Here is a 26,454-nt window from a genome sequence, read left to right as displayed (position 1 = left end):
CACCACCGCACAGCACCGCCGAAGCCCTCGGCGCGCGCTCACTTCGTTCGCTACTCGCTCCTTCCAGTCGCTCGCGCGTGGTTCGAAACGGCGAAGCCGTTTCGTCATCACGAAAGGCACTCCGTGCCTTTCGAACGACCTCGCCCTTCATCCACCAGGGCCGCACCGCTACCGCAAACCGCGACCGCCGGCCGCGGCCGGCGGCCACCGCCAGCTATCGCCCCTCGAAATCGGGTTCCTCACCGGCCATGAACGATTCCGCACCCTCACGGTGATCGTCGCTCTCGAAGACGGCGGCCTGTGCGGCGGCCTCGTTCTCCATCGCCTGATCGAGCGAGCTCTCGAACCCCTGCCGGACGAGCCGTTTCGAGGTGCGCAGTGCCACGGTCGGTCCGGTAGCGATCTGTTCCACGAACTCGTCGGCGCGCTCGTCGAACTCGTCGTCGGGATAGACGTGGTTGAACAGTCCCAGTTCTTCGGCGCGCTCGGCCTCGACGAGTTCGCCGGTCATCACGAGCTCTTGAGCCGTGTTCGCGCCGACGATCCGTGGCAGGAGATAGGAGGTGCCCGAATCGACTGCCAGCCCCACCTGTCGGAAGCCGAAACTGATCCCGGATTCGGCACTCGCCAACAGGACGTCACACGCGATGGCGAGGTTCGCGCCCGCGCCGAAGGCGATCCCGTCGATCTTCGCCACCACGGGGAGATCGAACTCCGCGACGCGCTTGACCGCCCGGCTGGTCTCCTGGCTGATGTGACGGACAGCCTCGTCGAGCGCCACGTCGCCCGCGAGCCGCTCGGCCATCGCGTTCACGTCGCCGCCCGCGGAGAAGGCCCCGCCAGCGCCCTCGATCACCAGACAGCGCGCGTCGCTGCCCTCCAACTCTGCAAGCGCGTCGATGATGCCGGACGAGATCTCCTCGGTGAGCGCGTTGCGCACCGACGGTCGATTCAGCGTCAGCGTCGCCACGCCATCCTCGACGGCGACCAGCACCGCATCGTCGTCGCTCATTCGGCCACCTCCTCGCCCTCTTCGCCCTCGGCACCCGCCGCATCCTCCTCGTGCTCGCGGAGTTCGAACTTCTGGACCTTCCCGGTGGTCGTCCGCGGCAGTTCGTCGACGAACGCGACCTCGCGCGGGTGTTTGTACTCCGCGAGCCGTTCGAGACAAAACTCTCTGATCTCGTCTTCTGTCACAGCCGCGTCCGGCGTCGGAACCACGAACGCCTTCACCGTCTCGCCACGGCGCTCGTCGGGGATGCCGACGACTGCGGCATCGGCCACGTCGGGATGTTCGAACAGCAGCTCCTCGACCTCGCGCGGATAGACGTTGTAGCCACCCGTCACGATCATGTGCTTCTCCCGATCGACGATGTAGAAGTAGTCGTCCTCGTCCCAGTAGCCGATATCGCCCGTCTGGAACCATCGCTTTCCGTCTTGTTCGGTGAACACTTCCTCGTTGGCTGCCGGCCGGTCGTGATACCCCTTCATCACATTGGGCCCGGCGACGACGAGCTCGCCCGTGATCGCGTCGAGATCTGTCTCGCTCTCGTCGACTGGCCCCTCAGGAACCCGTTCGACCGGCTCGAAGTCGGTATCGACGATCATCGCATCGACACCGTCGAGAGTGCGCCCGATCGAGCCGACCCGGCGGGCATCGGGCATGTTGAAGTGTGTGACGGGTGAGGTCTCGGTCAGCCCGTAGCCCTCGTAGAGCGGGAGCTCGAACCGCTCCTCGAACCGACGCAGCACCTCGATCGGCAGGCTGCTCCCGCCGGAGTTGACGAATCGCAGCGTCGAGAGATCGAACTCGTCGGCCTCGGGCTGGTTGACGAGATCGTTGTACATCGCCGGCACGCCCTGCATGATCGTCAGTTCCTCGTTCTCGATGAGCGAGAGCGCCGTCTGCGCGTCCCATTCAGGCAGCGGGTAGTAGGCCGCCCCCGAGAACAGCGCGGCGTTCATCGTGACGGTCATCCCGTAGATGTGAAAGAGCGGGAGCACGCCGATCGAGCGGTCCCCGACGCCCGTCCCGTCGGGAGCGAGATCGGCGGCCATTCGCGCGTTCGAGGCGAGATTGCGGTGGGTGAGCAGCACGCCCTTCGGCTGGCCCGTGGTGCCCGAGGTGTACGGCTGACAGACCACGTCGTCATCCGCTCGCTCGACGACGGAGGGCTCACCCTCGCCGAGGAACTCCTCGAACGCGATCGACTCGTCGGCATCGCCACCGACGCTCACCACGGTCTCGACGGCCGTCTCTTCGCGTACCGATCCGACGACGGGAACGAGATCGGCGAGCGTGACGACCAGTTCGGCACCGCTGTCCGAGAGGAGATGGCCGATCTCGCGGGACTTGTACTGGGGGTTCATCGGGACGACGACCGCGCCGGCCCTGAGCGCACCGTGGAAGGCGACGACGTACTGCGGGAGGTTCGGGAGATAGATGCCGACTCGATCGCCGGGGTCGATGCCCGCCGCGTCGAGACCGGCGGCGAACTGTCCTGTCTGGGACCAGAACGCCTCGTAGCTCAGTTCCTGTCCGTCGTACGCTATCGCCGTCGCCTCGGGATGGTTCTCGACCGTCGACGCGACGTCCGTCACGAGATTCGTCATGGATTCCCATGTGTGGATGCACGCCACGTTTTAAAGGGTTGCCCCTCGAACAACCAATAGTTCCGAATGTACGCAGTTCAGTTACCAACGGTAGCTTTCCGGTGGTCCGGCGACGAACGGTGACGAACAGGACAACCGCTTAGGACGATCCACCCATTGGACCAGTATGCGCATCCACTGGCATCGCCGCGATCTCCGGGCGGCGGACAACCGCGCGCTCGCGGCGGCCGCCGAGGACGGCCCCGTCCTCCCTGTCTTCGTCTTCGATCCCGACGTGCTCCAGTACGCGAGCCCGCCACGGGTCGCGTTCCTGCTCGCGGCGCTCGATTCCCTCCAGAAGTCCTACCGTGAGCGGGGCAGCGATCTCTACACCGTCGAGGGCGACCCCGCCGAGGTGCTCCCCGAGATCGCCGACGAACACGGTGTCGGCGAGCTGTTCTGGAACCACGACTACACGGGCCTCGCACGGGAGCGCGACGAGCGGGTTCGGGAAGCGCTCGACGAGGCGGGCATCGCTCACGAGGCGTTCCACGACGCACTCCACCACGAGCCGGGCACCATCACGACCAACGACGGCGATCCCTACTCGGTGTTTTCGTACTTCGGCGACAAATGGCTCGACCGAGAGAAGGAGGAGCCATACCCCGACCCCGGCGGGGACGCACTCGCCGACGTCGAGAACGAGGCGCTGCCGACGATCGAGGACCTCGGCTTCGACGAACCGGCTGCGGAGATCCCGGATGCGGGCACCGAGGCGGCCCGCGACCGACTCGACGCGTTCTGTAACGACGGGATAGCTGAGTACGACGAGGGTCGCGAGTATCCCGCCGACGAGGGTACGTCTCGCCTTTCGCAGGACCTCAACTACGGCACGATCGGCGTCCGGGAGGTCACGAAGCGGGTCGGTGAGATGAGAGAGGACGCCGACGAGGACGAGCGCGACGGGATCGACGCCTACCGCCGGGAGTTGGCTTTTGGCGAGTTCTTCGCACACGTCCTGTTCTACAATCCGGAACTCGTCGTCGAGAACTACAAGAGCTACGAGAACCCGATCGACTGGCGCGAGGACGACGGGGAATTTCAGGCCTGGAAGGAGGGGACGACCGGCTATCCGATCGTCGACGCCGGCATGCGCCAGCTCCGCGAGGAGGCGTACATGCACAACCGCGTGCGGATGATCGTCGCCTCGTTCCTGACGAAGGACCTCATGCTCGACTGGCGAGAGGGCTACGCCCACTTCCGCGAGCGCCTCGTCGATCACGACACCGCCAACGACAACGGCAACTGGCAGTGGGCGGCCTCGACGGGGACGGACGCCCAGCCCTACTTCCGGGTGTTCAACCCGATGACCCAGGGCGAGAAGTACGATCCCGACGCCGACTACATCAAAACCTACGTCCCGGAGCTCGACGACACCGATCCGGAGACGATCCACTCCTGGAACGAACTGAGCGACGAGGAGCGCGAATCGGCCGCACCCGACTACCCGGCACCGATCTGTGAGCACGGCGAGCGCCGCGAGGAAGCCATCGAAATGTTCGAGCGCGCCCGTGGCGAGGGGTAGTCAGAGCACCTGCGCGAAGAGAATGGCGACGAGCACCAGCGCGTAGCCGGGGACGAGATACTGGAGCGCGCGGTTCGGGAGCGTTCGGACGGTGTAGGGCGCGAGGATCGCCGCGAGGAACCCGCCGGCGAACACCGACGGCAGCAGCATGAGATTGATCTCGACGCCGGCGGCCGTGATGCCGAAGAAGGTGGCGATGCCGGCCAGCGAGACGATCCCTTCGGCGGCGGAGGTGATCGCGGTCGCGCTCTTCTCGTAGACTCCGGAGATGATCTCGCCGAGCGTGATCACGGGGCCGTAGCCGCTGCCGGCGATCCCCTTGTTCAATCCGGCGAAGACGGCGAAGCCGATCAGCAGTCGGGGGCGGTAGTCGGTCGCCGAGCCGACGTACTTCTGGACGATCGTGACCGAGGCGATCAACAGCACGACGACGCCGACGTAGCTCTTGATGTACACGTCCGGGATCGAGAACTGGAAGTAGGTCAGAACGACGGAGACGACGACCGCGAGCACGCCGACGCCGACGATGATCCCGAGCACGCGCGTCGCCTCGACCGCCGAGTCGTTGTCGAGGCCGAACTCGACGTTCTGGAACTCGTTGTGGAAGAGCCCGGAGACGATGCCGGTGGCTGCCTCCGAGAGGAGAAGCACGGGCGTCACCGCGAGCGGGTCGTAGCCGAGAACGAACAGGAGCGCCCCGATCGTCGCGCCGAACCCCATCCCGGAGGCCGAATCCAGCGTCTCGAAGACGAACGCCGAGACGACGATGACCGGGACGAACAGACCGACCGAGTCGGCCGAGTCGGGCGTGAACTGTGGCACGACGAACGCAGTGAGGAGCCAGAGCGATATCGCGTACACGACCAGTGCGATCCCGATACGTCGCCAGTTGGCCCGGTCGAGTCGGAGGCGGTCGCCGAGCGGGAGTGCATCGAGCTCCCGTGCGAGCGCGCCGATCCGCCCGTCCGAACCAGGTTGTTCGTCAGACATTGGTTATCGATCGGTTTTCGATCGATGAAGGAAATACGATCGCCTCCAACAGTATTTGCAGTCATCTATGACGCTGCCGGCGACCGATTCGTGCCTATTGGTACCAGCCGCCCCTCAACATTTAACAGAGGTCCACCCGTGTCATAGCGTGGAGGAGAGACCAATGTCCGAACGATCCAATCCGGAGCTTCCACCGCTCCCGTACGACTACGACGCCCTCGAACCGCACATCTCCGAGCAGGTGCTCAACTGGCACCACGACACCCACCATCAGGGGTACGTCAACGGTCTCGACAGCGCCGAAGAGACCCTCGCGGAGAACCGCGAGTCCGGCGACTACTCCTCGACGGGTGGCGCGCTCGGCGACGTGACCCACAACGGTAGTGGACACTATCTCCACACCATGTTCTGGGAGAACATGAGTCCGAACGGCGGCGGCGAACCCTCCGGGGAGCTCGCCGACCGCATCGAGGAGGACTTCGGCTCCTACGAGGGCTGGAAGGGCGAGTTCGAGGCCGCCGCGTCGGCTGCCTCGGGCTGGGCGCTCCTGATCTACGACCCGGTTGCCGACCAGCTGCGCAACGTAGCCGTCGACAACCACGACGAGGGCGCGCTCTGGGGCGCTCATCCCGTGCTCGCGCTCGACGTCTGGGAACACTCGTACTACTACGACTACGGTCCCGACCGCGGTAGCTTCATCGACGCCTTCTTCGAGGTCGTCGACTGGGACGCTGCCGAGGACAACTACCAGAAGACCGTATCGAACCACGAGTAAACCCCCTCAGTTCACGATTTTTTTGACGTCCACCCGATAGTCACAACACCCTCTCGACAGCGACGTTCGTCAGTCCTCGAAGAACGCGCTGGCGACCAGCAGCGGGAAGACGAGCGTCGCCTCGGCCTGAATCTGCGTGTAGTTGCGCTCGTCGTCCTTGATCTTCCCCCACGAGACGGCCTCGGTCGGCGGCGCGCCCGACAGCGAGCCGTCGCCCTCCATCCCCGTCGAGATGTAGATAGCGTAGTCCGCCCCGCCCCGGAAGAGGTTCGTCATGATCGCGTGGTGTTTCGGAACGCCGTCGCCCACGGCGATCAGACCAGTCGTGTCGGCATCCATCCCGCCCTCGATGAGCGTCTCGTAGTCGTCGAGCAGCGCGATGTCCACGTCGGGATCGTAGCTCTGACGATAGTAGTAGAGGAAGTTACCGACCTCGGCGTCGGTGAGCGCCGGACAGTAGACGGGCACGTCGTTGTCGCTGGCCTGTTTGAGCACCGAGTTCTCGTCGTCGAGGGTGGCCCCGAGTTCGCGGGCGAACGCCGTCGGTGTCCGGGTTTTCTCCTCGGCGAAGAAATCGTCGAAGAAGTCGTAGAGATACTCCTCCAGCCACACGTACCGATTCGAGGGGACGAAGATGTTGCCGAGCCGGTTGATACCCTGCTCGCGCAGCGCCGCCTCGTCGGCGTTCCACGACCCCATCTTGAACGGTTTCTGGGTCTTGATGACGTCCTCGGTCAGCGCGCCCGAGGTGGTGATGAGCACGTCGACGTAGCCCTCGCGGACGAGCGCCGCGACGACCTCTCGCAGTCCCGAGGAGACGATGTTCGAGGTGCAGGTGAGGTAGGTCGTCGCGTCGGCCTCCTGCATCCGTTCGGCGATGTCGATGGCCTCGGCGAGCGCCGTCGCCTGGAACCCCGTCGTCGCGTAGCTCGCGAGCAGCTCCTTGAAATCCACACCGTCACGGAACTCGTAGCCGTGCACGTCGGGCGTATCGAGCGATTCGTCGCTGCCCGGCACGACGTTCTCGTGTGAGTCGTCGTCCATACGTCGAGAGGGGCGCGAGCGCGTTTGAATCGCTCGGGATCGACTCGTCGTGCCGCCCGATTACTCACCCAAAACGTCGGTGAGAACCTCTCGATAGGTATTAGCAACCCGTTCGTAATCGAAGCGGCTGGCGTACTCGCGGAACGCCTCGTCGTCCTCCCGCTCGCCAGCGCGCTCGATCGCGGCGGCGATGTCCGGGGGACGAGGCTCACAGAACGCCGCGTACTCCCCGAATCGTGCTTCGGCACGACCGCGTGCCTGCACCACCGAGAGCCCCGCCGCGGCGTATTCGAGAACCTTGAGCGTGTGAGGATCGTCGACCAGCGAGACGCCGACGTCGGCGGCGTGGAGATAGCCCGGGATCGACTCGTGGGGCACCGTTCCGAGAAAGACGACGTTCTCGTGTTCGCCAGCAACGCGCTCGACGGCCGACGCGAGCGATCCCGTTCCAAGTACGACCAGCGTCCAGTCATCGAGACGATCCATCGCCGCAAGCAGCTCCTCGACGTGATAGATCGGTTCGAGACCACCGACGTAGATCGCCAGTTGTTCGTCGGCATCGACGCCCGCGGCGTGGAGTCGATCGCGTGCAGCCCCGACGATATCAGGATCGGGGTTCGCGAAGCGCTCGTAGCTCACCCCGAGGTCGGTTTTGGTCGTTTCGCGGGCGTAGCGCGAGACCCGTTCTCGCTCCTCGTCGTAGACGTAGAGGGTGTGATCAGCCAATCGAAAGGCGGCGTTCTCGGCGGCTCGCACCGCGAGCGAGAGCGGTCGTCCGTGTGTGTCGGCGAACTGCCGAATGGGATCGATGTGATCGACGACGAGCGGTGTGCCAAGGAGTTTCAGCAGCGCGCCCGCGAACGCACCGGAGCGGGTCGTGCCGAGAACCGCGTCGTATCTATCATGCTCGCGCAACGACTGGAGAACGGTTCGCGGCGTCGTGCCTCGAAGCGTCACGTCGAACCCACTGGCTTCGAGTTGGTCGGCGATGCGGCGGCGACCGACGCTGATGTCGGCCGGCTTGTCGGGCGTGAGCCAGAGCACTCGCAGGTCGTCGCGCTCGCTGGTCGTCTCGTCCGCGCTCATCGGTCGAACTCGTCGGGCGGGCTGAGGACACCGTAACAGTAGCCGAGCCCGACTAAACTGGTGAACGCGACGAGCGAGATCAGTTGGAGCAGCTTCCCGGCGGTCGGTTCGTGGGACAGCTCTCGGAGCCGGCTGGGGAGGAAGTCGGTGAGCAATCGGCCGAGAAACGCGCTCTCCTCGCCGGTCGAATCGGGAACGAGTCCCTCCATCGCCCGCTTGGAGTAGCCTTGCCAGAACGCGCGGTCGGCGAGCCAGCGCGGTTTCGTCCGGTAGTCGAAGACCTTGTGTGCGACCTCGGCGGCCGGCACGTAGTGGACTCCCTCGCCGTACTCTTCATCGAGGCGGGCACAGAGTTCGGTCTCGCCACCCTGGAGGTTCCTGTCACCTTTCCGTCCGCCGATCGCCGGGTCGAACCCGCCGAGGCTCGTAAAGGTCTCGCGGCGAAAGGAGATGTTCGACCCGAACGTGTTCCTGACTTCCCCCTCGCGCTTCTCGTCGCCGCCCGGCCCGAATCCGCGGTGGGTGACGCCGACGAGCCAGTAGAACTCCGCAGGGAGGAAGGACGGCTTGCCGGCGACCCACTCGGGCACCATCCGCCCACCGACCGCGAGCGCGTCTTCGTCCTCGTAGGCCGCGACGAGTCGCTCGATCCATCTGGGGTGGGCGCGCGCGTCGTCGTCGAGAAAGGCGACGACGTCGCCGGAGGCGAGCTCCGCGCCCGTGTTCCGGCTTTCGAGCAGGCCGCGGTTCTCGTCGTTGAGATGGATCAGGACGTCGTCGTGGCTCCCGTAGGTCTCGCGGACGCGCTCTGCGAGCGCCGGCGTGCCGTCGACAACGACCACGAGTTCGGTGGGATGGCTCTGGGCGAGCACGCTGTCGGCCGCGTCGCGAAAGCGTCCGAACGACGCCTCGTCGTAAGTACAGAGCACGACTGAGACCCGCATGTCGCTCTCTGTGAGAGGTCGGCGGATAGCTGTTTCCGTTCGTCGTCGCGTCCGTCAGCGGCTCGTGTGACGTTTCACAAGCCTTATGCGCACTTTGTGACTGGATACGGCCAATGAGTCAACGCAGGGAGCAGCTCGCCGAACGGCTCCCGGATTTCGGGCCGCTGCTCGACCGGGTCGAAGGGCTGTACCATATCCCTCTGCTGCTCGCGCTCGCCGGATTCATGCTCTGGATCCGCGTTCGCAACTGGCGGAACTTCCTCGTCGGCGGGCAGGTCTACTTCAGCGGCAACGACGCGTGGTATCACCTTCGACAGGTCCGCTACGTCGTCAGACACTGGCCGCAGACGATGCCGTTCGACCCGTGGACGAGCTTTCCGACCGGGACGAGCGTCGGCCAGTTCGGCACGCTCTACGACCAGCTCGTCGCCACCGTCGCGCTGATCGTCGGCGGTGGCAGTCCGTCCGAGCAGACGACGGCGCTCGTCCTCCTGTTCGCACCGGCCGTCATCGGGACGCTCGTCGCGATCCCCACCTACTATCTCGGTAAGCGCTTCGGCGGCCGGTTCGGCGGCGTCGTCGGCGTCGCGATCCTCGCGCTCTCGCCGAGCACGTTCCTCAGTCGCTCCGTCGCGGGTTTTTCGGACCATCACGCCGCCGAGGTGCTCTTTCAGGTGCTCGCGGTCGCGGCGATCGTCATCGCGCTCGCGGTCGCCGAGCGCGAGAAACCCGTCTACGAGCAGTTCGTCGAACGCGATCTCGCGAACCTGCGCCGGCCGCTCGGCTGGGGCGTTCTCGCCGGCATCGCCATCGTGCTCTACGTCTGGGCGTGGCCGCCCGGCCTCCTGCTCGTGGGGATCTTCGGACTCTTCTTGCTCGTCGTGCTCCCGATCGAGTATCTCCGCGGCGAGAGTCCCGAACACGTCGCCATCGTGAGTGCGGTCGCGCTCACGGTCGCGGGCATCGGCTTCCTGATCTCGTTCAACACCGTCGAGGTGAGCGTGACGAACTTCTCGCTGCTCCATCCGGCGATGGCCTTCGCGGGTGCGATCGGCTGTGTGTTCATGTCGTGGCTCGCGCGCAAGCTCGAAGCGCGCGACCTGCCGCGGCTCTACTACCCCGGCGTGATCCTCGGTCTCTTCGTGCTCGGCGCGCTCGTGATGGCGATCGCACTGCCCGATCTGTTCTCGTTTTTCGTCAGCCAGCTCGAACGCGTCGTCGGCTTCGGCTCGAGCGCGACCTCGCTGACGGTCGCCGAGGCGATCCCGCCGCGCAACCCCGGACAGTTCCTCCTCGGCTCCTATCGGCTGGCGCTGGTGACGGCGATCGCCGGCGCAGCGGTGATGGTCCTTCGGCTCGCCCTCGGACGCAGCCGCGAGCGTGCCGGCATCCTGTTCGTCCTCATCTGGGCCGTGCTCATGACCGCCGCGACGCTGACCCAGCAGCGGTTCAACTACTATCTCATCGTTCCCGTCGCCGTTCTCAATGCGTACTTCGTCGGACAGGTGCTGCAGTACGTGGGTTCGACCAAGGCGCGCTCCAGTCTCCGCAATCTACAGGCGTATCAGGTGCTCTCGGTGCTCGCGGTCGTTCTCCTCATCACCGCACCGCTCGCCATCGGCGGTAGCGCGAGTGCGACGGCCGCGGGGGACTACGCCGACCAGCAATCCGGCGTCGGTCAGGGCATCACCGGCTGGGATAGCAGCCTCAACTGGATGGCGAACAACACACCCGCCGAGGGGACCTACGGCGGCGGCAACGAGTCGATGGACTACTACGGCGAGTACGAGCGAACGGACGACTTCGACTATCCCGACGGAGCCTACGGCGTGCTCTCGTGGTGGGACTACGGCCACTGGATCACGACGCTCGGCGAGCGGATCCCGACGGCCAACCCGTTCCAGCAGAACGCCGGACAGGCGGCGAACTTCCTGCTCGCTCCCAATGCGTCGCGGGCAAGCGAGATCGCACGCACCAAGGACGGCCAGGGCGTGCGCTACGTGATGGTCGACTGGAAGCAGGCCGATCCGGCCGGCGGGGCGCTGTACAGCGTGCCGTTCACGTGGTACAACGACGGCCCGCTGTCGATCTACGACGATCTGACGCCGATCGCCAGCCAGTCGAGCGGTCAGCAACAGCCCACGACGGCGTTCCTGGCCTACGAGCAGCGCCACTACGAGACGATGCGCACGCGGCTGTACACCTACCACGGCAGCGCGGTCGAGCAGAAACCCGTCGTGCTCGACTACGAGAGCCCACAGCGGCTGTCGAACGGGAGTCTCCGGAGCGCGTTCACACCATCTGGCAACGAGAGCGCGGTCAAGCGCTTCGACAACATGTCCGCCGCACGCCAGTTCGTCCAGGAGGACGGCACCGCCCAGATCGGCGGCGTCGGCAGCTATCCCCAGGAGCGTGTGCCGGCGCTCGAACAGTACCGATTGGTCCACGCGAGCCAGGAGAACGCCATCGGCAGCGCGGGCGGTCCCGGACCGCTCTACCGGAGCGCGCTCCAGCGCCTCCAGACGACCGGCCTGAACGCCACCGAACTGTTCGAGACCCCGACGAACTGGGTCAAGACGTTCGAGCGCGTCGACGGGGCGACCGTCGAGGGAGAGGGACCGCCGAACAGCACGGTCGAAGCGACCGTCGAGATGCGAATGCCGACCACGAATGACACGACGTTCAACTACACACAGCAGGCCACGACGAACGCACAAGGCGAGTTCACCATGACGCTGCCGTACTCGACGACCGGCTACGAGCAGTGGGGCACCGAGAAGGGCGCGACGAACGTCTCGGTGCAGGCGACCGGCCCGTACAGCTTCCGGACACCCGTGACGGGCACGGACGGGAACGCCAGCCGGTGGACGGCGACCGCCGACGTGCCCGAGGGTGCGGTCATCGGCCGCACGAACGAGACCGTCTCGGTCGACCTCAGCGAGACGTCGGTCTCGGCACCGGCGAGCACGAACGATTCCGGCAACACGACGACCGGAAACGCCTCGGGCGGCAACGCAACAGCCGGCAACACTTCGGCATCGACGAACGCCTCGTCGAGGACGACGAACACCTCGACGACCGGGAACGGCTCGGCGAGCGCGCTGGCGGCTCCCAAGGCCGGTGTGTCGGCTCAGGCACGAGTGGGGGTAGACGGATGAACGGCGGCCGCGAGCTGCTCACGGTTTATCTGAAGGGGATCTTCATGGGCGCTGCCGACGCGGTGCCGGGGGTCTCCGGCGGGACGATCGCGCTCATCACCGGTATCTACGAGCGGCTCATCCAGGCTATCACGAGCCTCGATCCGCGCGCGCTGCGCTATCTCCCGCGACTTCACCGTCGACGCGGCCGCGCCGAGTTCCGGACGGCGCTCGTCGCGATGGACATCCCCTTCCTGCTCGCGCTCGGGCTGGGGATCGTCACGGCCATCGTGACCGTCGCGCGGCTCGTCCACATCGCCCAGCGAGCCTATCCCGGCCCGCTGTTCGCGTTCTTCTTCGGGCTGATCGCGGCAAGCGCGATCGTCCTCGCCGACCAGGTGTCGCTCGATACCACTCGGCGGATCGTGGTCGCGGTCGTCGGGTTCATGTTCGCCTTTCTCGTCTCCGGCGAAGTGAGCAGCGCCGTGCCGAATTCGCCGCTGTTCGTCTTCGTCGCGGGCGCGATCGCTATCGCAGGGATGATCCTGCCCGGCGTCTCCGGCGCGTTCTTCCTGCTGTTGCTCGGCCAGTACACCTACCTGACCGAGACACTCACCGAGTTCACGAACGCGCTCGCCGCGCTGGCCACCGGCGGAAGCCTCGCGGCGCTCGTCGAACCGGGCATCGTCGTCGTCGCGTTCGGCGTCGGAGCCCTGATCGGCCTGTTCTCGATCGCCTACGCCATTCGATGGGCGCTCGCGAACTACCGTGAGGCCACCCTCACCTTCCTCGTGAGTCTGATGGTCGGCGCACTCAGGCTGCCCGCGATCAAGGTGCTGAACAACACCCCGGATACGACGCCGATGGCGATCGGCAGCGTCCTCGCGGTCGCGATCGCCGGCGGCGCGCTCGTCGTGCTCGTCGATCGGTTCACCGAAGACATCGAGTTCGCCTAGGGTATTAGCCCGCCGGCAGGTGCAGGCAGAACCCCGACGATGCTGTCGTGTGTCTGAAGCAAGTGGAGAGGATAGAAATGAGTCCACTGCCAGAGGACGTGCAACCGCCGTCCGGCTGGGTCTGCAAGCGCATCGATGCGGACGAACTCGTCTTCGCACACGGCGCGGGCGGGCTGGAGGTCGAGGCAACGTGTGTCGACGGAACACAGCCGCTCCCGTTCGAGCTGACGCAGTGTTGGGAGGTCACCTGTCGTCTGCGTGCCGGGGAGTCGTCGAGCGAGTGCTCGATCGGGCGAGTGACGACGCGCGCGGCGGCCGTCGAGGCGCTGCGGTCGTGCATGGAGCATGTGAACCGCCTCGTTCGACGGGACGGGTCGACCGACACGCTCACCCCGGGTGCCATCGCCGGCGAGATCGATCTCCGCGGTGAGATCCCGTCGCCGACATCGGGCCGTGACACGACCCACCGAACGACGCTGCGGCACTGACGAAACCGACGGACAACACCTATTACCGGCCGGGGGCAACCCCCGGCGATGAAGAACGTCGACGACCTCATCGAGAGCGCGAACGAGCTGGCGGGTCAGGGTCTCTCGAACGGCGAAATCGCCGACGAGCTGAACGTCTCCCGCGAGACGGCGAGCTGGCTGGTCGACCGCGGCGAGGGGAGCGACACGACCACCCAGGAGTCGTCGTCGGACGCGCTCGAAGACATCCACGTCGACTGGAGCGCGCTCGGGCGCGATAGCACCCGTCTCGCCGACGTCGGCCACGCGATGGCGGATCTCCTCGGCGGCGAGGACGTCGATCTCGTCGTCGGGATCGAGAAAGCCGGCACGCCGCTGGCGACGACCGTGGCGCTCGAACTCGATGCGGATCTCGCGGCGTACGCACCCCGGAAACACCAGTGGGAGGAGGGCGACATCGACGATCTGAGCGGGAGCTTCTCGCGGAACTTCGCCGAGATCCGTGGCCGGGACTGCTACGTGATCGACGATACCATCACCAGCGGCACGACGATGACCGAGACGATCGACGCCATCACCGCGGAGGGTGGCAGCCCGGTCGGCTGTGGCGTGCTGGTCGACAAACGCGGCGTCGAGGAGCTGGAGGGCGTTCCGGTGAAGTCGCTGCTCCAGGTCATCCGCGTGAGCCGCGAGGAGTAGTCGCCGACGGATGCGCCGGCGTGGAACGGACGGGTCCACCGAACGGCGCAAGGCCGGACCGCGCACGACACGAAAGGAGGGAACCGAGCGCTGGATCGAGGGTGTTTTCTTCGGTCTCGCAGAGGTCGTCGTCTTCGGCTTGCCGACGCTGCTGGCGCTGCTCGATGCGCCGTTCGACGCCGAGTCGAAGTTCGCCGCGCTGGTCGCCGTCACGACGCTGTCGCTCACCATCGGCACGATCCGCTGGAGCGCGTCGTTCGACTGGCCATCGTTGAGCTACGGGACGGCTCTCGTCCGTCTCGTCTATCACAGCCTGGCCATCGCGCTCGCGGCCGTCGGCGGCGCTGCGGTCGGCGTGGTCGCCGACTCGACGGTCGGCTCGCTCGTCGTCGCGGCGCTCCTCTCGATCGGTGCCGTTCGGCTGTTTTCCCGGCTGGTCGCCGTGCTCGAACGGCTGCCGCCGTGGTGGCAGTGGGGCCAGTAGTTCAGAAGCCGGCCATCCCTCGTGAACGTCCACGACAGAAATATCGATAGAACATAATATTCAAGTCCGAGTAAATCCTTTGTTCGAATATGGACTGGCAACACCGCAGGGATCGCACGAGAGCCGAGGAGAAGAACGACGAACCAACGTCGGGAACGAGCTGGTGGTTCGTCGCCGGCGCGGTTCCCGGCGCGTAGACCGACACACCGCTACGAGTTTCGACCGCCCTTTTCCGAACGATCACGGAACGCAGCCACTGCTTCGCGATCGGGTAGCGCGGCGATCGCCCCCTGTTCGGTCGTCGTCAGCGCGGCGACGGCGTTGGCGAACGCGAGCGTCTCGTCGAGCGGTTCGCCGTTCGCGAGTCCGTATAGCACTCCTGCGAGAAAAGCGTCGCCTGCACCTGTCGTGTCGGTCGGTTCGACAGCGTAGCCCCCGTGATCGTACTCGGCGGGTCCCCACGGTGCGTCCTCGCTGGCGACGACACGCGCCCCGTCCGCTCCGCAAGTCGAGACGACGGTGTGTGGCCCGGCATCAAGTAGTGCGTCGGGCGATTCGTAGTCGAAGCGCGTGCTCACGAGGTCCTCGTCCGAAACCTTGCAGATATCGGTGAACGTGAGTACCTTGCTGAGCACCCGTTCGTAGGTCGCCGCATCGGGCCAGAGCTCCGGTCGCCTGTTCGGATCGAGGACGATCGTACAGCCGTGCTCGTGCGCACGCTCGGCGAAGTCGAGCAGTCGCGTGCGCGTGGGCTCGTTCGCGAACGCGACGCCGCCCAGAACGACCCACGAGATAGTTCTGAGTGCGTCGTCCTTGACGACGCTGGGGTCGATATGCTGATCGGCGGTCGCGGTGCGATAGAACTCGAAATTCCGGTCGGCATTGGCGTCGTGAGAGACGAACGCGAGCGTCGTCCGATGCTCCTCATCGCGAGTGAGGAACCGTTCGGGGATCCTCTCGGCGGCAAGCGTGTCGGCGAGGAATTCGCCAAAGGCGTCGGTCGAGAGGTTCGAGAGGAACCACGGCCGCTCGTCGAGGCGCGCGAGCGCGATGGCGACGTTCGCCGGTGCGCCGCCCGCCCGCCGGCTGAACATCTCGACGTCTTGGAGCGGCCCCGATCGGTCGGGCAGGAAATCGACGAGTGCCTCGCCGGCGACGAGAACGTCGGGATCGGGCATACCCGATCGTGTCGGCGGGAGCTATTTGAACGTCGCCCACCGCTGGTGTGGTCGCTCGTTCGAGATCGTAGTTCATTCCAAGTCAGCTCGACTGAACGACCAGTAGCCGAGCGCCAACGGAACCAGGGTCCAGAAGCCGAGCACCACGAAGCCGTACCAGTCGACCCAGAAGCTCGTCTCCAGATAGGGGAACATCGTGATCGAGCTGACGTCGGGGATGACTGCGATCGTCGCGTGGGCGAACGCCGTTGACGGGTTCAGATACTTGAGCAACGACACCCACGCCGGGAGCGATCCCGGCTGGACCACGTAACCGACGAAGACGACCTGAAGCAGCGTCACGGCCGCGTCCCACAGCAGCAGGAACGTCGCGTACACCGTGGCTGCGCCGGCGAGCGCCCGATATCTCGAGTTCGTGCTCGCGGAGAACCCGATCGCGATCGAGATGCAGACCGCCGCGTAGAGCATCGAGAGCAGCGTGTACGCCACGAACTCGCTGAGCGCGAAGGAGTCGTACGAGAGCACGGCGACGAGGGCGGCACAGCCGTAGCCGATCGCGATCGCGACCGTCACGACGGCGGTCCGACCGACGAGCTTTCCGACGAACACCTCCCGTCGCGTGTTCGGCAGTCCGAGGAGGAGTTTGATGCTGCCGCTCGCGCGCTCGCCGGCGATCGCCCCGTAGCCGACGACGAGGGCGATCAGCGGGACGAAAAAGACCGACGGCTGTCGCATGCTGTTCAGCAGCGCCAGCGTGCTACGATCGCCGGCGGCGGTCTGATAGAGGTTCGGGATCCACTGGATGGCCGCGAAGAAGACGCCGAAGGCCACGAACAGCGCGACGAGCCCGACGAACGTGTACGAACGACCGGCATCCAGAAACTCCTTCTTGGTGACGGCGACGACGCTCATTCTCCTGTCGTCGTTTCAACTTCTTATTAATGCTACCGGTTTCGTCGTTCGTCTTATCGCCTCTCCATTGAAAACGGTCGATTCACGCTGGTTCCGCCGACTCGACGGTCAGTCGAGATCGACGCCGACCCACTCGCCGGCGCGCGCGGACTCGTAGGCGGCTTCGGTGACGGCGGTGACACGCAGCGCGTCGTGGACGGTTGCAGGCGGTGTGCTCCCCTCCTCGATGGTCGTGAGGAACGCCTCGGCCTTGTTCACCTGCTCGTCGTGGTCGATGTAGGGCACGTGTTCGGTGTTCGCGGTGTCGATATCGGTGACGCTACGGGGCTCCCACTGGCGACCGTCGAGCGAGACCGCGCCCTCGTCGTTCCAGAGGTGGATGTGCTCGCGGACGCAGGGGAGATCGCCCGAAACGGAGACGTTCGCGGTCGCGCCGTTCGCGAACTCGATCAATACCGTGGCCTCGCTGTCGACGCGCCGTTCGTCGTCGACGAACTCCATGCGCGAGAAGACGGCCGTCGGCTCCAGTCCCGAGGTCCAGAGCAGTCCGTCGAGCAGGTGGCTCCCCGTATCGTAGAGCATGCCGCCGCCCGAGAGATCGGGATCCGTCCGCCAGGTGTCGGTGAACCGGGGCAGCCAGTCCTGGGTGATCTCGGCGGTGATCCACGTTGGTTCGGAATCCGCGAACCGCTCACGTGCGGAGATAAAGGCCGGGTTGAGATGGCGCTGGTAGCCGACCATCAGCGTGCGATTGGTCGCTGCAACGCGCTCGGCGATCTCCTTCGCGTGGCCGAGATCGGTCGCCAGCGGCTTGTCACAGAAGACGTGCAGATTGGCGTCGAGCCCCGCCATGATCTGCTCGTAGTGGAGCGTGTGCGGCGTGCCGACGAGGATCGCGTCGAGCGACGCGTCCGCGATCATCTCCTCGTAGTCCTCGTAGAGCGCTTCCGATGGAACCGAGAACCGCTCGGCGGCGGTCGCGCGTCTGTCGGCGTCGATCTCGGTGATCGCCGTCACTATCGATTGCGGATGGTGATGGAACTGGCCGCCGACGGTCGTCCCGATGTAGCCGGTGCCGATGAGTCCCACGCGGAGTGGCTGGTCGTTCGTCATCGTCGAAACAAACCGTGAGCCGCGGATAAGCGTACTGTCGCCGGCAGAGCCGCCCGTTATTCGACCTCGACCCACTCGCCGCGCTCGTCGCTACGCTCGATGGCCCCGAGCACGCGCTGGACCTCGCAGGCCGTCGCGAACGACGGTTCGTAGGGTTCGCCCTCGGCGACCGCCGAGAGAAACTCGTAGTCCTCGTGGACGAACGTGTGCTCCCAGCCGAGGACGTGTCCCGGCGGCCACCAGTGCTCGACGTAGGGGTCGGTCTCGTCGGTCACCAGAACGGTCTCGTAGCCCCTGTCGCCCTCCCGGAGCAACTCCAGTTCGTTCAGCCGTTCGAGCGAGAACTTCAGACTGCCTTCCGAGCCGTGGATCGCGATGGTGTGATCGTTCTTGTGGCCGCTCGCCATCCGCGAGGCCTCGAAGGTGCCCATCACCCCACCCGCGAATTCGGCCTGTGCCGAGTAGGCGTCGTCGACAGTCACGGGCCGGCTCTCGTCGCCTCCTTCCACGGGTCGCTCCTCGATGAACGTCTCCAGGTGGCCGCTGACGTGCTCGATGTCGCCAGCTTGCTCGCCGACCAGAAAGCGCGCGAGATCGATCGTGTGCGCGCCCAGATCACCGAGTGCGCCGCTGCCCGCGAGTTCTTCGTCCATGCGCCACGTCCACGGGTCCTCGGGGTCGGCCCCCCAGTCCTGGAGATACCGCCCGCGCACGTGGCGGATCTCGCCGAGCTCGCCCGCGTCGATCAGGTTCTTCGCGTACTGGATGGCCGGCACGAACCGGTAGTTGAACGCACAGCCGGCGATCGCGTCGCTCTCGGCAGCCGCCTCGGCCATCCGCTCTGCGTCTGCCACCGTGGGCGCGAGCGGTTTCTCGCAGAACACGGGCACGTCGGCGTCGAGCGCCGCGATCGACGGCTCGGGATGGAGATGGTTCGGCCCGAGGTTGTAGAAGACGTCCACCTCGTCGATGGCGGCCTCCCGATCGGTCTCCGTGTTGGCGAAGCCGAACCGATCCGCGGCAGCCGCCAGCGCGTCCTCGTCGCGCCCGACGAGCGTGTGGCGCTCGATGGCCGGCGCGTCGTCGAAGAACATCGGGAGGCGCGCGAAGGCGTTCGAGTGGGCCCTGCCCATAAACCGATAGCCGAGCACGCCGATCTTTAGTGCCATATTGGGCGTACAGTCGAGGGCGTCTTAGGTTTCGGGGTAAGTGTTCAGCGCCAGTCAGCGAGTGACGGACAACAACTATGATGCTTTCATATGCGTCTCCATCCCTCATCTCGACAAACTATAAAAATAATTTTATTTTATATATTATTTATAATAAAGTATATTTAGGTTGATTATTGTTCTATAAATTTGTATGTTGATGAGTGGCACCGTGTATGAGGTCCAAAAGTCGCACCATCGTGCGCTCAGTGTCCTCATCGGATGAACGTCACAGTCTATACTTGGAGCGAATCGTAGTCACAATATCGTCTCCCAGCGGCTTCATGCGTAACCGCACCCTCCGATCGCCACAAGGATCATAATATTAGTTGGTAATCAGACCCAGACTAGAATATTCAGATTCTAGCGCTTCCAAATTTTTCGGCTCACCACGTTTGGTGCTGAATTTCCAGTTACCCCCATCCTTTGTATCATATACCACAAATTTCCCCGAGTGGAGATCGCTGTCTGGGACTACATAGTAGTCTTCTGATTGAGGTCCAAGGAAAAGATGAATCAGATCACCCCGATCCTCAAGATTATGATTGACTTCCCAGGAACCTCCGAAGAATTCAAAATCACAATGATAGTGGATCCAAACTATCTTTTTCCCCTTGCGAGTTTTGACTTTCCAGGCGCTGCGCTTGATTTTCTCTACGTTTAGTACTTGCTCGTCTTCTTTGAGAGATTTGATGAACCTCTCCTTGCGATCATGTGCACTCATGGTGTTGGAGTTTCCGTTATCTCCTTCTTCGTCATTGTCTTTGTCGAGTAATTCTTCGTGCCCTGCATCGCGAATTAGTTTTTGAAGTACTTCATCAAGGGTATCGAATGTACCTCCAAGTTCATTGAGTGTGTCGAAGGTCTCATCTGAGATTTCTAGAGTTTTTCTCATAACTCTAGAGTAGCCAAATACTTCCAGAGATATAAACCTCTAGGCTAGAGACGAAGTGAAATAGTGTTAGAACCGTCCCCCTCTCCGGATACGATCGAATTCACGGATGCTAACCCAGTACATCGGATGAATTCTCACTAATAGGATACGCCCCTAATTATACGCCGTACACGAGTTCGAGCGCAAGCAGAGTCATGACCACATCTAAAGGATGCAAAATTAGCGCAACCTCATCTTCCAGCAGTTCTAGTGTTCGCATCCATATCACGGTACCTCACGGTCCCTGTCGGGACCAAAGGCAACCGCTTGCCCTCATGAGGAGCACGCGACACTGGCAGGATAGGTTGGCCCTAGTCGTGAAACGACGACCACAGAACCATCACGGCTGTGGCGTGTCTAAAGCATCATCAACTATGGACTACTCCGCCCAGTAGGCGTCGCCGGGCGTGGTCGCGAACACCGCCCGCGAGAGTACGTCGACGGCCTTCTCCAGGCCCTCGCGCGAACTCGTCAGCGAGTCCTCGTGTTCGATCGAGAGCGCGCCGTCGTAGCCGACCATTCTGAGCGTCGAGACGACCTCCTTCCAGTGGGATTCGCCGTGGCCGTAGCCCACGGTTCTGAACAGCCACGAGCGCTCCGCCTCCTCGGTGTAGGGTGTCGTGTCGAGATAGCCCTTGACGTCGGCGTTGGCCTCGTAGAGTCCGGTATCTTTCGCGTGAACGTGGTGGATCGCCTCGCCGAGATAGCGGATCGCGCGCGGCACGTCGATGCCCTGCCAGTAGAGATGCGAGGGGTCGAAGTTCGCACCGATGCGCTCGTTGGTGGCCTCGCGCAGTCGCTCCATCCCCGTCGGCTCGTAGACGAGCATGTTCGGATGCATCTCGATGGCGATGTCGACTCCCTGCTCGTCGGCGAATGCGGCGAGTTCCGTCCAGTAGTCCTCGGCGACCTCCCACTGGTAATCGTGGGCCTCCTTGTGCTCGGCCGGCCACGGGGCGGTGATCCAGTTGGGCACCTCGTCGTTCGGTCCACCGGCGGGCAGCCCCGAGAAGGTCGTGACGGTGTCGACGCCCAGCTGGGCGGCGAGTTCGATCGCCTCTCGGAGTTCGGTGTCGGCCGCGGCGGCGCGCTCGTCGTCGGGATGGAGCGGGTTGTTGTGCGTCGCGAGCGCGCTCACCCGGAGATCGTGCTCGTCGAGTCGTTCCTGCAACTCGTCCTGGGCCGCCTCGTCGTCGAGATACTCCTCGCGCACGAGATGGTCGTCGCCGGGGTTGCCGCCACAGCCCAGTTCGACGGTGTCGACGTCGAGATCGCCGAGATAGGCGAGCGTTTCGTCGAGCGGCTGGTCGCCGAGGGGTACGGTGAGCACGCCAACGTCCATACGAACGGTTCCCGGTGGCGGGCGAATAAACCTTCACCCTGTCTCCCCACCGACCGACGAACGGGATCGACGAGCGTTCGTGCCGCAGGTTTTTCGTTGCTCGGTCGTTACGCCCCGTCATGGGTGTCAGACCGCCGCAGGACGACGCCGACGAGCCGGAGAGCCTCGCGTTCGGCATCGCCGCGCTCGCCGAGCGCCTCGACCGCGCCGACGTCTCCTATCCCATCGGCTCGGCGGAACTGGTCCGCGTGCTCGACGACCCCGAGATCCCCTGTGACCCCGCCGGCAACGGGCTGGCGCTCTCGACGGCGCTCGATCGCGCGGACCAGGAACGGTTCGACTCCGCGGACGAACTACACGACGCGCTCCATCCGGTGTTCGAGCGCCACCGCCGCTCGGCCTCCACCGGGATTCTGGGACGGCTCCGCTCGCTCTTCTAGTCGCGTTCGCCCGCCCGCCCGCTCACGCGCTCGCGCCGGTCGTCCACGCGAGCGCGCTCGGCTCGCGGCTCGTCGTCGGCCGCCGATCGCGAATCGTTCCGCACGTTTTCGACGAGCCCCTCGAACCGGCGCGTCTGCTCGCGATTGATCGCGAGGATCATGTCCGAGAGCACGCCGAACATCACCAGCTGGACGCCGACGATGACCGCGAAGGCCGCCGCGACCGCGAGCACCTCGTGGGAGATACGAAGCGTGAGCCACTCGACGAGGACGTAGGCGGCCAGAACCGCACCGACGAACCCCGAGAGTGCGCCGGCGCTCCCGAAATAGAACAGGGGGTTGTTCGTCTTGGCCAGGCGATAGAGCGTGAGCAGGATGCGCGCGCCGTCGCGCACGGGCCGGAGGTTCGTCTCCGACTCGGCGGGCCGGGCGCGGTAGGTGATCGGAACGACCTGCGTGGGGATGCCGTGTTTGACGCACTCGACGGCGAGTTCGGTCTCGATGCCGAACCCCTCGGCCGTCGGTCGGCACCGCTCGAACGACTCGCGAGTGAACGCGCGATAGCCGCTGAGAACGTCGCCGACGTCGCGACCGTGGACGGTGCGGAAGGCACGGTTGATGAGTCGATTTCCCACCCCGTTAAACCGCGTCATCGCACCGTCGGCCATGTCGGCGTACCGATCGCCGATGACGTGGTCGGCCTCGCCAGTGAGAAGCGGGTCGAGCAACGCCTTGGCATCGGCCGGACGGTAGGTGCCGTCGCCGTCGAGCATCAGAACGTAGGGGGCCGTCGAGTGCGCGACGCCCTCGCGGACGGCTTGGCCCTTGCCGCCGCCCTTCCCGTGACCGGACTGTTCGATGACGCGTGCGCCGTGCTCGCGGGCGAGTTCCCGCGTGCCGTCGGTCGAGTGACCGTCGACGACGAGCACGTTCGAAAAGCCGCGCTCGACGAAACCGTCGACGACGCCCCCGATGGTCGCGGCCTCGTCGAAGGTAGGGATCAGAACGCAAACGTCACCGCGATCGGCCATTGACGGCTCTGGTCGGGCCACGCGCAAAACCCTTTGGCACTCACGTCGCGTCCCGACCGCTCACTCCTCGTCGCGCTGTTCGCTCAGATGCTCCCAGATCTCGGTGCAGCCACAGCCGTCCGGGACGTCCGCGAGATGATCGTCGTCGGTTGACGTGTCCGTTTCCATAGTTACTCGCTCTCCGAGTAACTCGTGACGCCGGGACGTTAAATAGCTTTCCCCGACGGCGCGTTTACAACCCCGCCCGCCGGAGGGCGACCATGAGCGATCCAACCGGAACTCTCGACAGAGTCGGCCTCACCGAGTACGAAGAACGGGCACTGACGGAGCTGTTCACACTAGGACGGACGACCGCCCCGACGCTCGCCGAGAGCACGGACATCCCCAAAGCCCGCATCTATGGCGTTCTCGACGCGCTCGCCGATCGAGGGTTCGTGAAGGTGATCCCCGAACGACCGAAGCGCTACCAGCCCCAATCGCCCGAGACGATCCTCGAGCGCGCCGTCGAGAACCGACGCCAGGAGTACGAGGGGTTTCGTGCCGACCTCGACGAACACCGCGCGGCCTTTCTGGAGGAGTTCGAGCCGCGCTACGAGCGCGCGAGCGAAGACGTGACCCCTACCGAGGAGCTGTTCTCGGTCGTCGACGTCGGCGAACCCAGCGAGTCCGCGACCCGGCGGCTCTACCACGAGGCCGACGAGCAGCTCCGGATCATCTCCAAGAGCATCGAATATCTCGACACCGTCGCACCGGCGCTAGCCGACGCCGTCGAGCGCGATATCGACATCGCGGTACTGCTGCTCCATCCCGAGCAGCTCGACGCCGACAACGCCGCGATCCAGGCCGATCTCGTCGATCGCATCGAGAGCGAGTATCCAGCCGTCGGCGTGCGATTCAGCACCGAGAAACTGCCGTGGCGGGGGACGCTTGCCGATCCGAGCATGGACTACGAGAGCGGGCGGGCAATTCTCCTCGTCGAGGAGAAGGACGTCCCGCTGTCGATGCGACAGGCCGCGCTCACCGAGAACGGTTCCTTTGTGGCAGGGCTCAAGCGCTACTTCGACCTGATCTGGGAGCACGAGAGCGTCGCCGACTATCCGAAGTCGAGCGTGGAGAAAGAGTAATACAGAGCCGGACGATAGCGATGGTGATGAACGTCGCGCTGGTGGTGTTGGATACACTCCGATACGATGCGTTTCAGCGCCATTTCGACTGGCTATCGGGAATACGGTTCGAGAACATGTGGGCGACCGGAAGATGGACGGTTCCCGTGCATGCATCGTTGTTCACCGGGAAATACCCGAGCGAGATCGGCGTTCACGCTGGGAACACGACACTCGACTGTTCGGAGCCAACGCTGGCCGAGACTCTCAGCGAATCCGGCCACACGACGCGTGGATTCTCGAACAACGTCAACATCACTCCCCCCTTTGCGTTCGACCGTGGTTTTGATTCCTTCGACGGCGGGTGGCGAGTACAGAACCTCGACACAGACACCTTCGACTGGGAAACGTTCGTCACGGAAACACGCAACCGCGGGCCATGGCGATATCTCACCGGGCTTCGGCGTTGTGTCACCGAAGACTGTGCGACATGGCCGTCGATAAAACGTGGTGCGTTGCTCAAACTACGGGATCTCGGTATTTCCCAACAGCCCGACGACGATGGTGCGAGTGAAACGCTCGAGTTCGTTCGGGAGACCTCCTTCGGTAGCGACGAGTTCCTCTTCGTCAACCTAATGGAGGCTCATTGGCCATACGAACCACCCGAATCGTATCGACGGTCCGATAGCGATTCATTACAGGACGGTGATAGCTACAACGGTCTCGCCGCAACTCTTGGCGAGGGCCCACCCATCGATTCCGTACTCTTGGAGCGGGCTTACGACGATAGTGTCCGTTATCTCGCCGATATTTACGAAGAGATCTTTTCGGTGCTTCGTGAGGATTTCGACTACGTCATCACGCTCAGCGATCATGGAGAGATGTTCGGTGAACACGGCGTCTGGCAGCATGCATATGGAGTGTATCCACCCCTCACACACGTACCGTGCATCATCTCGGGGGAGGGTGTTCCCGACCAGCAGTGTACCGTGCCAACTAGCATTCTCGACGTTCACCAGACGGTACTGGCACTGATGGAGGTGAACGCTCCATCGGATGGCCGAGCTCTGCCGACCGAATCGGTCGACGAATGGGAAGTCAAACAATCTGATAGTGCTACCGACGAGCCGTACGCTTGTTTCGCGGAACACCACGGTATCAACCGCCGAAGCGCTGCACGAGTCGCCGCCGACGGTGGAGACCCATCGGAGGCCGATCACGAACTGGCCGGCGTCGCAACGGCATCGGGATACGGATACGAAACACCAGACGGTCTCTCGATAGCAGAGATCGTCGGTGAGAGAGGTGACGAGTGTACGGCCAGTGCGGAGAGGTTCCGGAACCATCTTGCAACCCATCGCGAACGAATTCAACGTCGCGCCGTTGAGGAAACCACCACAACATCGTCCGTAGTTCAGCAACGGCTCGAATCGCTCGGATACGCGTAGATGATGTCGTCTATATTACGTACCTTCGTCTGCATAGCCGAGTGCTTCGAGTCGCTCGGCAACCGTTTCGTCGGACGGTTCCGCATCAGTCGTTGAATCCACATCTGGATCGCGCGTCCGGTGATCGGTCGCGCTTGTCACGAACCATGGAACGTTCCGGAGGACGTTCAGGGGAACGTTCGGGTGGCCATAGATACCCCACTCACCCTTGGCGTTACCGTGGTCTGCGGTGATAGCGACGCGCTCGGCATCGAGGTTTTCGAGAAGAATCGCCACGTCGTCGAGTACATAGCGGAGGTTTTCCACGTATGCCAGCCAAACGTCGCGTTCGGTGAATTCTCCCCGACGTAAGCCCTGCCACGCATGCTCGGACCCGTCGAGCCAATCGTCGAGACCGACCCCGTTCATAAGCGGTGCAGGAACGGAAGGGAAGTGTGGCTGCATGTAATGAACGAGAAGACGGTCATCAGTTCCGACTTTCTCACGGCCAGCGACGATAGCGCGGTCCGTCACCGAACGTGCGAGTACTGTTCCGCGAGTTTCGTCCCATGCATCACGCCAGACTGGATCGATTTTTCGAAAATCAGCATCGTCGAAAAACCGTTGGGAATGTGGGTTCGCAGTAACCTGCACGGTCCGTTCCATCTCCTTGCGGTATTCCTCGGTGAACGTCCGCTCCATCCACTCGTAGGAAGTCGAGCCAGGCGAGCGGTGGGTGCTCGGGGTGTCGAGGAACTCGTATTCGTGGGCGATTCCGTGGAGAACGTCGGCGCGACAGCCGTCGAGGATCACGAGCGTGTCCCACGAGCGGTCGTAAATGTTGACGCCGGGGTCGGCGAAGCGGTCGGCCCGGCGGAGCGCGCCGATCCACAGTTCATAGGCACTCGCGCAGACGCCAGCCATTCCATCGCTCTCGACCCGCGCTCCGGTTTCGGCGAGCCAGTCGGCGAACGTCATCGTTCGGAAGACCGCGTCGCAGCGCCAAA

Annotated in this window: 24 protein-coding genes; 10 read left to right on the top strand and 14 right to left on the bottom strand. The window is 64.3% G+C overall.

Translation table 11 applies throughout. The annotated features are described in order from the left end of the window. Nucleotides 1–214: 214 nt before the first annotated feature. Complete coding sequence (locus tag C451_RS18055) at nt 215–1,012, bottom strand: enoyl-CoA hydratase/isomerase family protein (protein ID WP_007742835.1); 798 nt, start codon at nt 1,010–1,012, stop codon at nt 215–217. Next, nucleotides 1,009–2,613, bottom strand: coding sequence for a long-chain-fatty-acid--CoA ligase (locus C451_RS18050; RefSeq protein WP_007742834.1), 1,605 nt, complete (start codon nt 2,611–2,613; stop codon nt 1,009–1,011). The genes C451_RS18055 and C451_RS18050 overlap by 4 nt, the downstream gene beginning before the upstream one ends. A 166-nt stretch (nt 2,614–2,779) precedes the next feature. On the opposite strand from C451_RS18050, the gene C451_RS18045 reads away from it, so the two are divergent. Further along, nucleotides 2,780–4,177 (top strand): cryptochrome/photolyase family protein, encoded by a 1,398-nt coding sequence (locus C451_RS18045; RefSeq protein WP_007742833.1) that lies wholly within the window; start codon nt 2,780–2,782, stop codon nt 4,175–4,177. Here C451_RS18045 and C451_RS18040 read toward each other — a convergent pair whose 3' ends face one another. Beyond that, nucleotides 4,178–5,167, bottom strand: a complete 990-nt coding sequence (locus C451_RS18040; protein ID WP_007742832.1) for a TSUP family transporter — start codon at nt 5,165–5,167, stop codon at nt 4,178–4,180. It abuts the gene before it with no gap. A gap of 163 nt (nt 5,168–5,330) precedes the next feature. On the opposite strand from C451_RS18040, the gene sod reads away from it, so the two are divergent. Beyond that, nucleotides 5,331–5,942, top strand: a complete 612-nt coding sequence (gene sod, locus C451_RS18035; RefSeq protein WP_007742831.1) for a superoxide dismutase — start codon at nt 5,331–5,333, stop codon at nt 5,940–5,942. Nucleotides 5,943–6,011: 69 nt separating this feature from the next. Here the strand turns inward: sod and C451_RS18030 are convergent, their stop codons facing one another. From C451_RS18030 to aglG, 3 genes are read right to left on the bottom strand one after another with little or no spacing between them, the layout of a single operon-like run. Next, the gene (locus C451_RS18030; protein WP_007742830.1) at nt 6,012–6,986 is read right to left on the bottom strand and encodes a deoxyhypusine synthase; all 975 of its coding nucleotides are present in this window, start codon (nt 6,984–6,986) and stop codon (nt 6,012–6,014) included. A 60-nt stretch (nt 6,987–7,046) separates the two neighbouring features. Beyond that, the gene (locus C451_RS18025) at nt 7,047–8,072 is read right to left on the bottom strand and encodes a rhamnosyltransferase WsaF family glycosyltransferase (protein WP_007742829.1); all 1,026 of its coding nucleotides are present in this window, start codon (nt 8,070–8,072) and stop codon (nt 7,047–7,049) included. After that, the gene (aglG, locus tag C451_RS18020; RefSeq protein ID WP_007742828.1) at nt 8,069–9,016 is read right to left on the bottom strand and encodes a glucosyl-dolichyl phosphate glucuronosyltransferase; all 948 of its coding nucleotides are present in this window, start codon (nt 9,014–9,016) and stop codon (nt 8,069–8,071) included. Before aglG ends, C451_RS18025 begins: the two co-directional genes overlap by 4 nt. Before the next feature lie 113 nt (nt 9,017–9,129). On the opposite strand from aglG, the gene C451_RS18015 reads away from it, so the two are divergent. From C451_RS18015 to C451_RS17995, 5 genes are all read left to right on the top strand, one after another. After that, nucleotides 9,130–12,174 carry an oligosaccharyl transferase, archaeosortase A system-associated gene (locus tag C451_RS18015; RefSeq protein ID WP_007742815.1) on the top strand — a complete coding sequence of 1,015 codons (3,045 nt, stop codon included), beginning with the start codon at nt 9,130–9,132 and terminating at the stop codon, nt 12,172–12,174. Further along, complete coding sequence (locus C451_RS18010) at nt 12,171–13,109, top strand: DUF368 domain-containing protein (protein WP_007742813.1); 939 nt, start codon at nt 12,171–12,173, stop codon at nt 13,107–13,109. The genes C451_RS18015 and C451_RS18010 overlap by 4 nt, the downstream gene beginning before the upstream one ends. A gap of 77 nt (nt 13,110–13,186) precedes the next feature. Next, the gene (locus C451_RS18005; protein WP_007742812.1) at nt 13,187–13,597 is read left to right on the top strand and encodes a hypothetical protein; all 411 of its coding nucleotides are present in this window, start codon (nt 13,187–13,189) and stop codon (nt 13,595–13,597) included. 48 nt (nt 13,598–13,645) lie between these two features. Beyond that, nucleotides 13,646–14,275 (top strand): transcriptional regulator GfcR, encoded by a 630-nt coding sequence (gfcR, locus tag C451_RS18000; protein WP_007742811.1) that lies wholly within the window; start codon nt 13,646–13,648, stop codon nt 14,273–14,275. Nucleotides 14,276–14,285: 10 nt separating this feature from the next. Further along, nucleotides 14,286–14,759 (top strand): hypothetical protein, encoded by a 474-nt coding sequence (locus tag C451_RS17995; RefSeq protein ID WP_007742809.1) that lies wholly within the window; start codon nt 14,286–14,288, stop codon nt 14,757–14,759. A 209-nt stretch (nt 14,760–14,968) separates the two neighbouring features. On the opposite strand, the gene C451_RS17990 is transcribed toward C451_RS17995, so the two are convergent. From C451_RS17990 to C451_RS17965, 6 genes are all read right to left on the bottom strand, one after another. Beyond that, complete coding sequence (locus C451_RS17990) at nt 14,969–15,937, bottom strand: carbohydrate kinase family protein (RefSeq protein WP_007742807.1); 969 nt, start codon at nt 15,935–15,937, stop codon at nt 14,969–14,971. A 72-nt stretch (nt 15,938–16,009) separates the two neighbouring features. Continuing rightward, complete coding sequence (locus C451_RS17985) at nt 16,010–16,849, bottom strand: ABC transporter permease subunit (RefSeq protein WP_007742806.1); 840 nt, start codon at nt 16,847–16,849, stop codon at nt 16,010–16,012. A 108-nt stretch (nt 16,850–16,957) separates the two neighbouring features. Further along, entirely contained in the window at nt 16,958–17,962 is a 1,005-nt protein-coding gene (locus C451_RS17980; protein WP_007742804.1) for a Gfo/Idh/MocA family protein, read from the bottom strand. A gap of 56 nt (nt 17,963–18,018) precedes the next feature. Continuing rightward, nucleotides 18,019–19,131, bottom strand: a complete 1,113-nt coding sequence (locus tag C451_RS17975) for a Gfo/Idh/MocA family protein (RefSeq protein ID WP_007742802.1) — start codon at nt 19,129–19,131, stop codon at nt 18,019–18,021. A 364-nt stretch (nt 19,132–19,495) separates the two neighbouring features. Next, the gene (locus C451_RS17970; protein WP_007742800.1) at nt 19,496–20,065 is read right to left on the bottom strand and encodes a hypothetical protein; all 570 of its coding nucleotides are present in this window, start codon (nt 20,063–20,065) and stop codon (nt 19,496–19,498) included. Between the two features lie 418 nt (nt 20,066–20,483). Beyond that, the gene (locus C451_RS17965; RefSeq protein ID WP_007742799.1) at nt 20,484–21,446 is read right to left on the bottom strand and encodes a sugar phosphate isomerase/epimerase family protein; all 963 of its coding nucleotides are present in this window, start codon (nt 21,444–21,446) and stop codon (nt 20,484–20,486) included. A gap of 119 nt (nt 21,447–21,565) precedes the next feature. Here C451_RS17965 and C451_RS17960 point away from each other — a divergent pair, with 119 nt between their 5' ends. Next, nucleotides 21,566–21,886, top strand: a complete 321-nt coding sequence (locus C451_RS17960; RefSeq protein ID WP_007742798.1) for a DUF5789 family protein — start codon at nt 21,566–21,568, stop codon at nt 21,884–21,886. Here C451_RS17960 and aglJ read toward each other — a convergent pair. After that, nucleotides 21,883–22,917, bottom strand: a complete 1,035-nt coding sequence (gene aglJ / locus C451_RS17955) for an S-layer glycoprotein N-glycosyltransferase AglJ (protein ID WP_007742797.1) — start codon at nt 22,915–22,917, stop codon at nt 21,883–21,885. The genes C451_RS17960 and aglJ overlap by 4 nt on opposite strands. Nucleotides 22,918–23,177: 260 nt before the next feature. Between aglJ and C451_RS17950 the strand changes: the two genes are divergently transcribed. After that, nucleotides 23,178–24,041, top strand: coding sequence for a TrmB family transcriptional regulator (locus C451_RS17950; RefSeq protein WP_007742792.1), 864 nt, complete (start codon nt 23,178–23,180; stop codon nt 24,039–24,041). A gap of 26 nt (nt 24,042–24,067) precedes the next feature. Then, nucleotides 24,068–25,468: a sulfatase-like hydrolase/transferase gene (locus tag C451_RS17945; RefSeq protein WP_049913227.1), complete on the top strand. Its 1,401-nt coding sequence runs from the start codon at nt 24,068–24,070 to the stop codon at nt 25,466–25,468. Between the two features lie 15 nt (nt 25,469–25,483). Here the strand turns inward: C451_RS17945 and C451_RS17940 are convergent, their stop codons facing one another. After that, on the bottom strand, nt 25,484–26,425 hold the full coding sequence (locus C451_RS17940) for a hypothetical protein (protein ID WP_049913226.1): 942 nt from the start codon (nt 26,423–26,425) through the stop codon (nt 25,484–25,486). Between the last annotated feature and the right edge of the window lie 29 nt (nt 26,426–26,454).

Origin of the sequence: Halococcus thailandensis JCM 13552 (genome assembly GCF_000336715.1) — an archaeon.
GTDB classification, from domain to species: Archaea; Halobacteriota; Halobacteria; order Halobacteriales; family Halococcaceae; genus Halococcus; species Halococcus thailandensis.
This window is presented reverse-complemented; position numbering and strand designations above follow the sequence as displayed.